Consider the following 12920-nt stretch of genomic DNA (forward strand, 5'->3'; position numbering starts at 1 on the left):
CCTTCCCAGAATGTGCCCCGTATGAACTCGAAGCACAGCCGGCGCCGCCGCCGCGAGCCCGCTCCCGGTTCCGCTGCCACGTCCGCTCGCCAGAGTTTCGTGGCGATGACGGCCTTCCTCGTCGTGGCCACCTCCACGGCGACCTTCCTCGCGCTGCGGGGCTCGGACAGCACCACTCCGGCCGCGTCCGCCGGACGGGGCTCCAACGCCGCCCCGAAGGCCGCCAAGGAGCCCGTCTGGGACGGCAGGACCAAGGTGCTCGGGGACGGTTCCACGTCCTACACCGGGCCACAGAAGGACGACTTCAAGGCCGTGCCGCTCAAGCCGGGGGAGAAGCCGCCCCAGTTCGTCGTCTTCTCCTGGGACGGCGCCCTGCAGGGCGACGACAAACTCTTCTCGCACTACACGGAGTTGGCCAAGGAATACAACGCGCACATGACGTTCTTCCTGACCGGCATCTATCTGCTGCCCAAGGCCAAGAAGACGCTCTACGAACCGCCGATGCACTCGCCGGGGTCCGCCGCGATCAGCTATCCCACCGACGAGCACATCCGTACCACGCTGACGCAGCTCGGGGAGGCGTGGAAGGAGGGCAACGAGATCGGCACCCACTTCAACGGTCACTTCTGCGGCGACAAGGGCGGCGGGGACTGGAGCGTGGAGGAGTGGGAGAGCGAGATCGACCAGTTCTTCTCCTTCGTGGAGAAGTGGAAGACCAACACCGGCTACAGCGACCTGCCCGCGCTGCCCTTCGATCCCGCGCGTGAGGTCAACGGCGGCCGCGCGCCGTGCCTCGAGGGGCAGCAGAACCTGCTCAAGGCCATGAAGGCCACGGCCAAGAAGTACAAGTGGCGCTACGACGCCAGCTCGGCCGGCGACTTCCAGATATGGCCCGCCAAGAAGGAGGGCGTCTGGGACTTCCCGCTCCAGATGCTTCCGTACGAGGGCGGCAAGTACCAGGGCCTGTCCATGGACTTCAACTTCCTCTACAACCAGTCCGAGGGCGAGACGACCGGCGACCCGGCGAAGTACCCGCAGTGGCAGCAGGAGACCGTGAACTCGTACATGGCGGGCTTCGACCGCGTGTACTACGGCAGCCGGGCGCCGCTCTTCATCGGCAACCACTTCGAGGACTGGAACGGTGGCATCTACATGAAGTCCATCGACCAGGTCGTCAAGAACGTCTGCACCAAGAAGGGCGTTCGCTGTGTGTCCTTCCGGGAGCTGTCCGACTGGCTCGACGTGCAGAAGCCCGCGACCCTGGAGCGGCTGCGCAGCCTGGATCCCGCGCAGTCACCGGACTGGTCGACGGTGGTGAAGTAGCTGTTGGCGGGTCAACTTACCTGGCTGATAAGGGAGTTGACCTTTTCTCCATGAAATCCACGCGGTTTTGGCGCAGTTGAACGGGACAGGTAGTGATTCCCTCCCCGGCGCCCGACCGGGGGATCAAGGAGAATCAACAGTGAGATCGCAGACGTCGAGCCGCAGCCGCTCGACCGTGCTGGTGGCGGTTGCCCTCTCCGCCGTCCTGCTGCCCGTGTCCACCGCCCACGCGGCGGACGCGCCGGTCACCGTGGACCGGGCGACGGCGGACGCTTTCGGCCGGATCGCGGACGCCGTGCTGACCGACCGCACGGACGCCCTGCTGGCCCCCGGAACGGCGGCCCCCCCGGGTGGCGCCGGGAGCGGGCGTGCGGGCCGCGGGAGCGGGACGGGTCTCGCTGACCGCCGCGCTGACCCGCACCGAGGACGCCGCCGAGGCCTCCCTGCGCGGCACCCGGTCGCGCCTCGCGGCGCTGGGCGAGGCCTACACCGCCGCCGACACCGAGGTCACCGTCGACAGGACCCGGGTGACGGGATCACGGGCCACGGCCTGGGTCACCGAGACCACCGTCCTCACGTACCGGAGGATCCGCGGCGACGAACCCGCCACGACGGGCTTCAGCGCCCACCACGTCCTGACCTTCGCCGCCCGGACGGACGGCACCTGGCAGCTGTCCGGTCTGCGCCCGGCGGACCGGGGTCCCCGGCAGGTCAACGAGCCGGCGACCACCGACGGGTCCGCGGGCGCCGCACCGGCGCGCGTGAGCCCGATGGCCGTCATCGACGCCCCGCGGGCGGCGACCACCTACCCCGCGCCCGCGGCCGTCAAGAACCTCTCCGGCGGCCCGTACGACTACGCGGCGATGGCCACGTACGCGGAGAAGTACTGGAAGAACTACAACACCGCCTACCGGAGCTTCAATGCGGTCGGAGGCGACTGCACCAACTATGTGAGCCAGTCCCTGAAGGCGGGCGGCTGGCAGCCGGTGACGTCCTCGGACGAGGAGTACGGCACCTGGTACTACGGCACCTCGGGACAGTCCGACTCCTGGGTCGGCGTGAACGAGTGGTCCTGGTTCACCCAGACCGCCGGGCGGACCGCCCCGCTGGCGAACGTCTACCAGATGGACGTCGGCGACGTCATGCAGATGGACTTCGACAAGGACGGGTCCAAGGACCACACCATGATCACGTCCTACCGCAGTGCCGGCGGCGTGCCGTACCTGACCTACCACGACACCGACACCTACCGCCGGTCGGTGCAGAGTCTCCTCGCGTCGTACCCGAACTCGGCGTACTACGCCTACCGCACCTGAGCCCTGCCGCACCGGAGCGACGGTGACCGGGTCACGTCCGGTGACCCGGTCCCCGTCGAGGCGGTCACAGGGACCCGTGACCCCGTGACCCGTGACCCGGTGATCCACGCTCCGTGACCCGTCGGTCCGCGGGTCCCGGGGACCGGCCGCGGGTCCCGGGGACCGGATCTCAGGGGTCCATGCTGCCGGGGTCGCCGTCCCCCGAGCCCGTGGTGCCCGGGTGGCCCTTGGGCGTCGTGCCGGGGCTCCCGCCTCCGGGGCCCGTGACGCCCGGGCCCTCGGTCCCTGGAGTCATGGTGCCGGGAGTCATGGTGTCCCGGCTCCCGCCCCCGGGGCCCATGGCCCGTGAGTCTCCGGGCTCCTGGAGGCCCGTCCCCCGGGAGACCGTGGCCCCCGGGGTCCCGGGAGCCTCCGGGGTGCTGCGGCCTCGTTCCAGCGCCGTCGCCGTGGCCGCCTCCCGCAGGGTTCGTGTCCGTTCCTCGTGTGCCACGGCCTCGGGATGGCGGGCCTTCCAGTACGGGTTGTCGTGCGGCAGGGCCGAGCCGACCCTCCCGTACATGCCGAAGAACATCAGCAGGACGCCCACCACGAAGCTGAACAGCACGTTCTGGATGTGGAAGGCGAGGAAGTTGAAGCTGGTGTCCAGCAGCGCCAGGTTCAGGAAGCCGCTGAGGATGAACAGCACGCCGAGGACCATGTTGACGGTCGACGCGACGTTCCCGCCGATCACCATGCCCGCGAACAGGATGAGCCCGGCGCAGATCGATATCACGCTGAGGGTGCCGTTGGTGTTCAGGCCCACGACGGTGTCCCCGTGGGTGGTGAAGAAGCCGATGTTGTCGGTGAGGCCCAGGATGCCGAAGGCGAGCAGGAACAGGCCCATCAGGCCCGCGCCGATCCGGTAGAACGTGCTCAGCCGGTGGTCCACGGGCAGATGCTCGTCGAGGGCGAAGCGCTTCCTGGGTCCGGGACGAAGTACGTGCGTGGCCATATCCGCCTCCCTCTTCAGCCAGCGGAGGCCGTGCGTACCCACCAGCATCCGCCGACCGGGCCGGGACCGCCACACAGGCCTCCGGCGGCTCCGGCGGAGGGCGTTCCCGGTGGGCGGTCTCGGTGGGCGTTCTCGCGCGGACCGGGCAGGACCCGAGCGGGGCAGGTCCGGCGGGACCCGAGTGGGGCGGGAACCGAGTGGGGCGGGACCCGAGTCGGGCGGGACCTGGGCGCTCGTACCCGTCAGGCCCCGGAGCCGCCCCGTTCCTCGCGGATCTGCGAGACGACCCGGGCCACCGTCCCCCGTACCGCCTCCGTCTCCGTCAGGAAGTACCAGAAGTCGGGATGGCGGCCCTCCAGGGTGGAGACCGCGCGGTCCAGGCGGGCCACGGCCTCGTCGAGCGGGCGGGCGTGGCGCGGGTCCGGCGTGTTGCGGCCCGCCATGGCCAGCCGCTGCGCGTCGCGCAGGGCGAACCGGGTGCGGTCGATCTCCTGCTGCGGGTCCTTGGTCACGGCGTTCAGCCGCCGCAGACGGTCGCCGGCCGCCGACACGGCCTCGTCGGTACCGTTCAGCAGCGCCCGCACCGTGGACAGCAGCGAGGTCGCGTCCGGCCAGCGCTGGGCGTCCCGCGCGGCCTGCGCCTCCTTCAGCTTGAGCTCGGCCTGCCGGACGTTCTCCGCGGCCTGGTCCGGTACGTGCTGCAGGTCCTGCCAGCAGGCGGCCGTGAACCGGCGCCGCAGCTCGCTCAGTACCGGTTCGACCTGCCCGGCACGGGTGGTCAGCGCCTGGGCGCGGGTGCGCAGCGACACCAGCCGGTGGTCGATCTCGGCGGCCCGCTCCGGCAGTCGCTCCGCCTCGGCGCGCACCGCCCCGGCCTCCCGGGAGACCCGCTCGGCGCGCTCCAGGGTCTCGGGCACGCCGTGCTGTCCGGCTCCCTGGTTGAGCCGGGTCAGCTCGGGGCCGAGGGCGGCCAGGCGGGCGGCGAGGCCGTCGGCGGTGAGCCCGGAGCCGCGTACGTCGTCCAGCGCGTTCGAGGCGGCGAGCAGCGCCTGGCGGGCCCGCTCGACGGCCGGCGCGAGGCGGGCCAGCTGGGTCTCGGCCTTGCCGAGCAGCGGACCGAGCCCCTGCGCGTACCGGTCGAGGTCGCGCTTCACCCGGTTCAGCTCGTCCTTGGCGGCGGTCAGCTCGGTACGGGCGCGTGCGGCGACCGAGGCCTCCAGCTCGTCCCGGTCGAGGTCGTGCGCGTCGACGGCCTCGATGTACTTGCCGCTCGCCTCGTCGATGCGCCGCCCCAGCGCCTCGAAGTCGGAGACGGCGCGGCGGGCGGCGGGGGAGTCGTCGACGGCGGTGATCGTCTCGATCGAGATCCGCAGATCCCGCTGGGCGGTGTCCAGTTCGTAGAAGGCGGCCGCGGCGGCGTCCTTCGCGGCCTGTGCCTCGGCCCGCTGGCTCTCGGAACGTCCGCCGAACCACCGGCGGGTGCCGCCGCCGGCGAACGCGGCGGGCAACACGAGCGCGGCGAGCAGCGGGACGGTGACCAGGGTCAGCACGTCCAGGTGCCCGCGGGAGCGGCGGGCGCGACGCGGGCGTGCCGGGGGCGCGCCCGACGACGACGGTGTGTGCGGCTCTGAAGATGTCGTCGCCGTCACATCCCTCTCCCGTGCTGTATCCACCCTGTGCCGGTGTCATTCTCCCACCGGTAGAGGACGAACACACGGGCCGAAAGGTTCGCAAGTTCGAACCCCGAGTTCGAACGGTCGTGCCGGACCGGCGGCGGGAACCGTCGGGCCGGACCGGCGGACCGGGGAGCCGGACCAGGGTGTCGAGCTGGGGCGTCGCCCCGGGGTATCGAGCCGGGGAGTCAGACCGGAGCGGACCGTTGGCCTGGGGTGCCGGACGCCGGACGCCGGACCCGGGTGCGGGTGCGGGTACGTGTGCGCGTGCGGGCGCCGGGGCCCCGCCCGCGCTACTTCGCCGTACGCACGGTGATGCCGCCGTCGCCGGTGTGGGCGGAGATCCGGTGGGAGCTCGCGGGGTCCCGGGGTACGGACACGTGCACCGAGCCGTCGCCGCTGTCGGCGGCCACGCGGTAGGCGTCGCTGGGCAGCTCGATGGTGAGCGAACCGTCGCCGCTGCGGGAGTCCACGAGATCCGGTACGACACCGAGTCCGAGCCGCACGGAGCCGTCCTCGGTACGGGCGCGCACCTGCCGCGAGTCCACGCCGAGCGCGCGGATCGAGCCGTCGCCGCTGCGGAGGTCCAGCGGTCCGGAGGAGTCCGTCACGCGGACGCTGCCGTCCGAGGTGCGGATGTTCAGCGCCGTGGCGAAGCCGTCCGCCCGTACGCTGCCGTCCTTGTCGACGACGTTCACGGCGACCCCGGACGGCACCACGATGCGGTGCTTGGCACTGCAGTCGGCGATCATGCCCGAGCACTTCATCCGCAGGGTGAGCCGGTCGTTCTTCATCGCCCAGGTGACCCGGGGGTCACCGCCGACGACGACACGGCCCTGGAACCACCGGGTGACCTCGACCTTGTCCGTACTCCGGGAGCCGGCGACCACGAGTTCGAGCGCGGAGTCGTCCGAGTCCACGGTGAGGGTGTGCCCGTGCAGGGCGAAGGAACGGTGGTCCGGGTGCCGGTCGTCCCCGGCGCCGGCGCCACATGCGGCGAGCGTCGCGAGAAGGGCCACGACGGCGCCGGTCGCGGCCACCGTCCGAGTGCGCGCTGTACGTGCCATGAAGATCCATCCCCCTGAGAAGAACGCGAGTGCGCCGGGCCCCTCGGGCTCGTTCCTTCGACGCACTTCGACCGTACGGACCGGGGCGCGGGCGGGGGATCCGGGCGGCAGGCGGATCGGAGGTGGGGATAACCCCCGCCCACCGGCCCTTCCCGACCGGAAACGGGTTTGCGGGGCACGCCCCCGGGCAATGTAGGCTGTCGACTCGTCCTGGGCGCGTAGCTCAGTGGTAGAGCGCCGCCCTTACAAGGCGGATGTCGGCGGTTCGAAACCGTCCGCGCCCACCAGTCTCAGGACACGACTAAGGCCCAGGTCAACCGGTGCGAAGCCGGAGACCTGGGCCTTGATCTTTCTCGGCGACTTTTCGCCGCCGTGCCACTCACGTGCCAGATGGTCCGCGCGGGGGCCGCTTCACCTTCCGGATCTGACCGTCCACGTAGTCGGCGATCTCGTGATCGCGCCCATTGACGAGGTGCTGATAGACCAGCGCGGCCCGCACCGACGAGTGGCCCATCCGTTGCATCAACTCGCGGGTGGTGGCGCCGCCGGTCGCAGCGAGGGTGTTGCCGGTGTGCCGGAGATCGTGGAAGTGGACGTCACCGAGACCGGTCGCGGTGAGAGCGCGGAGCCAGATCCGCCGGAAGTTGTTCCGCCGCAGGACACCGCCGCGGGCCCCGACGAAGACGAGCCCAGTCCGGCCAGCCTCCGCGTGCTCCGCCAGATGCTGCGCCAGCTCGGGTACGAGCGAGGCCGGGAACGCCACGGTGCGGACACCCGCCGCACTCTTGGGAGCCTTGACGGTGAGGCCATCCGTCCGGGTCTCGGCGTACGAGCGGCGGACAGAGACGGTACGGGCCTCCAGGTCGATGTCCCTGCGCTGGAGTGCGGCCAGCTCGCCGAAGCGGAGCGCGGCGAACGCGGCCACGAGCACCAGGGCGCGGCAGTGCGGCGGGACCGCGTCGGCGAGCCGGTACACCTCGGGTACAGAGAGGAACGGCCGCTCGGTGTGGGTGACCGTCCCGGCGCCCTTGACCCGGCACGGATTGCGCTCGATCAGTCCGTCATCCACGGCCGTGTTCATGATGGCCCGGAGGACTTGGTACGCCTTGGAGACGGTGGCCGGCCCGACTCCGGCGTCGAGGAGGTCGCTACGCCAGCGCCGTACCTGCGGAGTGGTGATCTCCCGCAGGGGGACCGTGCGGAACGTCGGCAGGATGTGCCGGTTGAGCACGCCGGCGTTGCGCTCCCGCGTGGTGGCCGCGTAGTCGCGATCCTTGAACCACGACTGCGCGAAGTCACCGAACGCAATCTTGACGTCCGGGTTCGTCCAGTCGCCGCCGAGGATCTTGGCCTCTTGCTTGACGAGCCAGCGGTCCGCATCGGTCTGCGTTGCGAAGGTCGTGTCAGCCGTACGCATCAGACCGTCCGGACCCCGGTAGCGGGCCTGAAAGCGGCCAGAGGGCAGCTTGCGCACGGACCCGAAGCGACGACGGCGCCCCTTGGAGTTCGCCATCACGCCACCGCCTTCAGGCGCGAGGCACGGACCGTGATCGGCTCCACGGTGTGCTCCGTGATGTAGGCGTCCACGGCACTCTCAGGGATTCGGACATGACGGCCGACCTTCACGAAGGTGATGCGCCGCTCGGCTATCAGCCGGCGGGGGAAGCGCGCCGAGGTGCCGAGCAGTTCGGCCACCTGGTCGACGCTGAGGTATCGGTCCTTCATGCTGCGGCTCCTTCCAGGGCGAGCTGGTCGCGTAGGGCTTCGCGGGCTGTTTCGCGGTTGTGTTGGAGGTCGCGGGCGATGGTGGCGGCGAGGGCGGATTCGCCGGGGGTGTGGCCGTGGCCGGCGTATTGCCAGTCGGCGAGGACGAGGACGGTGTCCGGCTCGCGCTCCTCGAGGCCGAGGGCTTGCCGTTCCTGTGCGGCGCGGAAGTCGGCGCGGGCCTGGCGCAGCTCGCCGAGGGTGGTGGAGTAACGGCGGGACTTGGAGGAGAAGTGGCCGCGGAAGCCGAGCATGTGAGCCCACGCCCACAGCCGCCGTTCCGGGTAGAGCGAGTCGAGCTGCTTGCACGCCTCGATGAGGCGGCGGGTGTGGTCGGGGATCCGGTGGCGGTCGAGTTCGGCGAGTTCGCCGATGCGCCGGTCGAGGGTTCCGGTGTTCTCTGCGGCTTTGGTGGCGTACTTGGCGACGTAGGAGGCGACGGCCTGCTCGGTGATGTCGGAGCCGTCCCCGAACGCCTTCACGGGGCGGACGTCGAGCTGGGTGCCCCACCGGAAGGTGCGCGCCGGCTGCGTGTCGGCGGCCGGGACGGAGACCGAGGTGTAGGAGTGCGCCGCGGCGGCGCGGATGGCGTCGGAGAGAAGGCCGACGCTCGCCCAGGACGGCGGCGGGGTGTCGGGGCCGTCCGCTCCGTCGAGGCGGATCACGGCGTGGAAGTGCAGGGCGCCACGCTTTTGGAACTCGGCGACCTTCCCGTAGGAGAGCCGGGCCGAATCCTTCAGCTCCCGCTGCGACAGGCCTGCGCGGGCGGCGATCTCACGGCGGAGCCGGTTGGTGAACCGCTGCCACAGATCGCCCGCGTGGTTGTTGAAGAGGACGGCGCCCGCGTAGTCGTAGGCGGCTGGATCGAGAGCCGTGCCGAGTGCAGGGTCGGCGGCGGGGTGGTCGGTGCCGCAGCGGCAGGTCCCGCGGTCGGGGCGGTTGTGGACGGGGCCGAAGGACGGGGCGGTGAGGGTGGCGAAGACGCGGGGGTGGTCGCGGACGGTGGCGGGGATGTCGCGGCGGTCGTCTCCGGCGAGGCCCGCGCGGATGAGGTGGTAGGTGTCGCCCGCGTAGGTGAAGGCGCAGGAGGGGCAGCGGGAGGCCCGCCGGTTGCCGCACGCGACCCGCAGCCGTCCACCCGGCTCGGACTCCGTCGAGTAGTGGTGGAGGGTCTGGCCGGTGGTCTTGTCCTTGCTGAGGGTCCAGCCGGTGAGGTGGATGGGGTCGGCGCAGCCGCCGGTGCGGCGGATTTGGTCGTGCCAGCGGTCGAAGTCGTCGGCCGAGGCCACCCTCAGCAGGTCGCCGAGGGTGACGGGGTCGGTCAGGAGGTCCAGGGTCACAGGACCTCCAGGAGGGCGGCGGCGATCCACTGGGCGACGTTGGCGGGCACGGCGTTCCCGGCCTGTTTGGTCTGCTCGCCGCCGTGGCCGAGGACGGTGTAGTCGTCGGTGAAGCGCTGGGCGCGCAGGTGTTCACGCGGGGAGAGCATCCGGAAGTAGCAGTCCTCCACGTCGACCGGGTCGGGGACACGGTTGTCGGCGGCGAGGACGAGGGCGGCGGATTCGCGGGTGGCGATGGTGTGGAGCGGGGCGCCGGTCGTCGTAGGGCTGCCCTTGCGGTAGGGGATGACGAGTCCGTGGTGGTTGCCGCCGGCGGTGATGGAGGCGAGCGGGTCACCGATGGCGCGGGTGGTCGAGCCGCCCCCGCGGTGCTCGGTGATGAACGCGGCGGGCACCAGGAGGGCTTCGCTGTCGCGGGTGGTGCGGGTCCGCATGGGCGCGGTGACCGGGGACGCGGTGGTGTTCCAGCTCCCGCCGGCCGGGACGAGCAGCGGGGGTGTGGCGATGCCGTCGCCGATGCGGACCGTGCGGGTGGGCAGGGGTGCGGCGAGCGCGGGGAAGGCGCGGCCGTCGCCCTGGTCGGCGTGGTTGACGGTGACCACGGACGGCACCCGGTGCTTGGTGAGGCCGAGGCGGATCTTGCGGAGGGTGGAGTCGGCGAGGGGGCCCCTGCCGTGGGCGGCGCGGTCGCCGATCCGGATGCCGGGGTCGTTCCAGTTGATCGCTGAGGCGGCGGGGCGTACGTAGGGTTCGACGATCTGGTGGCGGCAGCGGGTGTTGGGGCAGCGGTAGTCGTACTGCTGCCGGTACTTGCCGATCGTGCGGCCGTTGCGCCAGGACTGCACGGCTTCCACGTCGCTTTCGCAGCCCGTGCACCAGGCGGGCGGGCGCAGTCGCAGGTTGGGGGCGCGCATGCCGGTGCGGGTGAAGACGATGAAGATCCGGTCACGCCACTGTGGGGCGTGCGGGTTGTCGAGGGTCCCGACGTGGGCGGCGGTGACGGAGATGATCTGGTGGCGGAAGCCGAGGATCTCCATGCCGTGCAGCCACCAGGCGAACAGGGGCCAGGCGGTGGCGAAGCGGGGGACGTTCTCGCAGATGACGGCGTCGAAGTTGTGGACTTCGGCGGCGCGCAGGATGTCGTAGGCCGTCGCGCGGGTGCGTTCCCACGCGGCTGCCTGCATAGGGCCTTCCTGGAAGAGGTCCAGTTGCCCGGCGGAGAGCGGTGCCTTGGGGCGGCTGACGCCGTCGGCGGGGCTGCCCTCGGTGCAGATCGGGGAGCCGACCAGGACGCGGGCCTTGGGCAGGCGCCGCATGTCGTAGTGGTCGAGGTCGACGCAGAGGTGTTCGGCCTCGGGGAAGTTGGCGGCGTGGGTCTCGACCGCGCGGGACCAGTGGTTCGCGCCGAGGACGACGTCGAAGCCGGCGCGCCGGAATCCGTCCGAGTCGCCACCGGCACCACAGAACAGGTGGATGGACGTCGGCCGGGAAGTGGCAGTGCGACGCATGACCATCACCGCCCGGCCGGGGAGAGGGCCGAACGGCGGGCGGTGAGTGTGCCGGTGCCGTGGCAGGCGGGGCAGTGCGCGGTGATGGTCCGCAGGTGGCCGTTCCGGTCGCGGCCGCCGAGGGTGATGGCGGCGGAGGCGAAGCCGTCGCAGTTCGGGCAGATCCGGGACGGCGGGCGGGTGCGGTGCGTCATGCTGGGGGTTCCTTCCGGTTGCGAGATCGGGATGGGGCACGGCTCCCGGGCGGGCGAGACTTGGCGGTTGAGGCCACCCGGGGGCCGGTCAGCGCCGCTTGGCGTCCGCGTTGATGAGCGAGCGGATGACCAGGGCGCAGATGGCGATGGATGCGCCGGTGATGGCGACCGCGAGGAGCATCGAGACCAGGACAGCGCCGACGACCAGGACCACCGCGGTGCCGCTGCCGACGAGGGCGATGACGGCGCCGGGGGTGAGCTGCACGGCCGGCCGTGCCGGGACCGGAGCCGCAGAGACAACCGGAGCGGGAGCCTGGAACTGCGGGGTCTGCTGGATGACCGCGGTCGGCTCGACGACCACGGCGGGCGGAACCACGAGGCCGGTGGGCTGGGGCATGGCCGGGACCTTGGGGCGGAGCATGGCGGGGTTTCCTTTCGTGGGTGGTTACTTGACGGCGGTGTCGATGGCGGGGGCGAGCAGGCTGTCGGCGAGGAGGTAGCCGCCGAGGAGGAGGACGGCGACGAGCCACCAGGGCGGGCGGATGAGCTTGACGCCGAGCCAGCCGACGACGATCAGGGCGAACCAGAGCGGGACCTGCACGGGGGTGTCTCCTCAGTGGGCGGTGCAGCGGTGGGTGCGGGCGGCGAGCTGGGCGGCGGACTGGCTGGAGTAGTCGGCGGACCAGCCGCAGCGGTCGTTGGTGCACACGGCGGCGTGTTTGGTGTGGCCGTGGCGGTCGCGGTGGGTGCCGATCTGCACGGGGCCGATCCGCATCACGGAGTGGAAGTGGTCGCGGGCGGGCATGACGGGTTCTCCCTTCGGGTCAGGTGAGTTGGGCGGCGATGGCGTCGGCGAGGTGCGGGGGGACGCCGAGGCGGGCGCGGAGGGTGTCGGTGTCGATCGGGGATCCGGTGCGGGTGTGGTGGTCGGCGGCGAGCTTGCGGGCGTGGTCGACCAGCGCGGCCGGGACCGGGGGACCGGACGGAGCAGAAGCGGCGGGGGTGAGAGCGGGGGTGTCCTCGGCCGCGGGAAGCGGTGCCGGTTCGTGGGCGGATTCCCGCTCGACTTCCGGCGCCGGGACCGAGACCGCGGAGGCCGGCGGATTCGGCTCGGGGTCGTCGGTGGTGTGGGAGTGGGCGAGGAGGGTGCCGCCGAGGAAGGCGAGGGCGGGCCATCCGGCGATGCCGAAGCGCAGCCAGGCCGGCGGGTGGGCGAGGTCGAGGAACCCGGCGGTGGCGACGTTGGCGCCGAGCGAGGCGACTAGGGCGATGAGGAACCAGGACCAGGCCAGCCGGGAGGGACCGTCGCTTCGGAGCCGTCGCCAGGCGGCGACGAGGAGCAGGTCCACGGAGATGGGGTAGGCCCATCCCTTCCAGCCGGTCTGTCCGGCGGCGTCGGCGAGTTCGTGGAGGTGGGCGAAGGAGAGGGCTCCGGCGATGACGGCCTGGACGAGGACGGCGTCCACACGGAACGCGGAGCGGGCCATCACGAGCCGCCGGGGTATTCGGGGCCGTCGGTGGGGTCGTAGCCGGGCGGGAACATGCCCGGCGGGGGCTCGGGAAGCGACGCGGCGAGCGACGGGCCGATGGTGTCGATGAACAGGTCGTCGGCGCCGGGCGCGTCCGCGTAGAGGGCCAGGGCGCCGAGCATCAGCACGGTGCGGTGGAAGTCCTCGATGTGCTCACACATGGGAGTCGATCTCCCTTCTTTGAGGCATGGAGGGGGTAGGGACCCGGCGCGAGA

Annotated in this window: 15 protein-coding genes and 1 tRNA gene; 3 read left to right on the forward strand and 13 right to left on the reverse strand. The window is 71.7% G+C overall.

Annotated features, from left to right (window positions below):
* The first annotated feature begins 21 nt into the window (after positions 1-21).
* Together OG776_RS28380 and OG776_RS28385 are read left to right on the forward strand one after the other, a co-directional pair.
* Positions 22-1323, forward strand: a complete 1302-nt coding sequence (locus OG776_RS28380; RefSeq protein ID WP_261994890.1) for a hypothetical protein — start codon at positions 22-24, stop codon at positions 1321-1323.
* Between the two features lie 368 nt (positions 1324-1691).
* Entirely contained in the window at positions 1692-2639 is a 948-nt protein-coding gene (locus OG776_RS28385; protein ID WP_329322734.1) for an amidase domain-containing protein, read from the forward strand.
* 169 nt (positions 2640-2808) lie between these two features.
* Here OG776_RS28385 and OG776_RS42460 read toward each other — a convergent pair whose 3' ends face one another.
* The 3 genes from OG776_RS42460 to OG776_RS28400 all read right to left on the reverse strand — a co-directional run bounded on the left by OG776_RS42460 (position 2809) and on the right by OG776_RS28400 (position 6370).
* Positions 2809-3630, reverse strand: coding sequence for a DUF4383 domain-containing protein (locus OG776_RS42460; RefSeq protein ID WP_443077292.1), 822 nt, complete (start codon positions 3628-3630; stop codon positions 2809-2811).
* 242 nt (positions 3631-3872) lie between these two features.
* Complete coding sequence (locus OG776_RS28395) at positions 3873-5279, reverse strand: hypothetical protein (RefSeq protein ID WP_329322735.1); 1407 nt, start codon at positions 5277-5279, stop codon at positions 3873-3875.
* Positions 5280-5596: 317 nt separating this feature from the next.
* Entirely contained in the window at positions 5597-6370 is a 774-nt protein-coding gene (locus tag OG776_RS28400) for a DUF4097 family beta strand repeat-containing protein (protein ID WP_329322736.1), read from the reverse strand.
* 212 nt (positions 6371-6582) lie between these two features.
* On the opposite strand from OG776_RS28400, the gene OG776_RS28405 reads away from it, so the two are divergent.
* Positions 6583-6657, forward strand: a tRNA-Val gene (locus OG776_RS28405).
* A 92-nt stretch (positions 6658-6749) separates the two neighbouring features.
* Here the strand turns inward: OG776_RS28405 and OG776_RS28410 are convergent.
* The 10 genes from OG776_RS28410 to OG776_RS28455 all read right to left on the reverse strand — a co-directional run bounded on the left by OG776_RS28410 (position 6750) and on the right by OG776_RS28455 (position 12866).
* Complete coding sequence (locus OG776_RS28410; RefSeq protein WP_329326534.1) at positions 6750-7787, reverse strand: tyrosine-type recombinase/integrase; 1038 nt, start codon at positions 7785-7787, stop codon at positions 6750-6752.
* Between the two features lie 95 nt (positions 7788-7882).
* Entirely contained in the window at positions 7883-8095 is a 213-nt protein-coding gene (locus OG776_RS28415; protein ID WP_329326536.1) for a helix-turn-helix domain-containing protein, read from the reverse strand.
* The gene (gene repSA / locus OG776_RS28420; protein WP_329326644.1) at positions 8092-9468 is read right to left on the reverse strand and encodes a replication initiator protein RepSA; all 1377 of its coding nucleotides are present in this window, start codon (positions 9466-9468) and stop codon (positions 8092-8094) included. The genes OG776_RS28415 and repSA overlap by 4 nt, the downstream gene beginning before the upstream one ends.
* Positions 9469-9470: 2 nt before the next feature.
* Complete coding sequence (locus OG776_RS28425) at positions 9471-10982, reverse strand: DNA cytosine methyltransferase (RefSeq protein ID WP_329326537.1); 1512 nt, start codon at positions 10980-10982, stop codon at positions 9471-9473.
* A gap of 5 nt (positions 10983-10987) precedes the next feature.
* A complete protein-coding gene (locus OG776_RS28430) occupies positions 10988-11176 on the reverse strand; it encodes a hypothetical protein (RefSeq protein WP_329326539.1) in 189 nt (62 codons plus the stop codon).
* Positions 11177-11264: 88 nt separating this feature from the next.
* Positions 11265-11597, reverse strand: a complete 333-nt coding sequence (locus tag OG776_RS28435; protein ID WP_329326541.1) for a SpdD-like protein — start codon at positions 11595-11597, stop codon at positions 11265-11267.
* A gap of 24 nt (positions 11598-11621) precedes the next feature.
* Positions 11622-11777, reverse strand: a complete 156-nt coding sequence (locus OG776_RS28440) for a hypothetical protein (protein ID WP_153290809.1) — start codon at positions 11775-11777, stop codon at positions 11622-11624.
* 12 nt (positions 11778-11789) lie between these two features.
* Positions 11790-11981 (reverse strand): mobile element transfer protein, encoded by a 192-nt coding sequence (locus OG776_RS28445; protein WP_329326543.1) that lies wholly within the window; start codon positions 11979-11981, stop codon positions 11790-11792.
* A 19-nt stretch (positions 11982-12000) separates the two neighbouring features.
* A complete protein-coding gene (locus tag OG776_RS28450; RefSeq protein WP_329326545.1) occupies positions 12001-12663 on the reverse strand; it encodes a DUF2637 domain-containing protein in 663 nt (220 codons plus the stop codon).
* Complete coding sequence (locus OG776_RS28455; RefSeq protein WP_329326546.1) at positions 12663-12866, reverse strand: hypothetical protein; 204 nt, start codon at positions 12864-12866, stop codon at positions 12663-12665. The genes OG776_RS28450 and OG776_RS28455 overlap by 1 nt, the downstream gene beginning before the upstream one ends.
* Positions 12867-12920: the final 54 nt, after the last annotated feature.

It is taken from the genome of Streptomyces sp. NBC_01689, assembly GCF_036250675.1.
Lineage (GTDB): Bacteria > Actinomycetota > Actinomycetes > Streptomycetales > Streptomycetaceae > Streptomyces.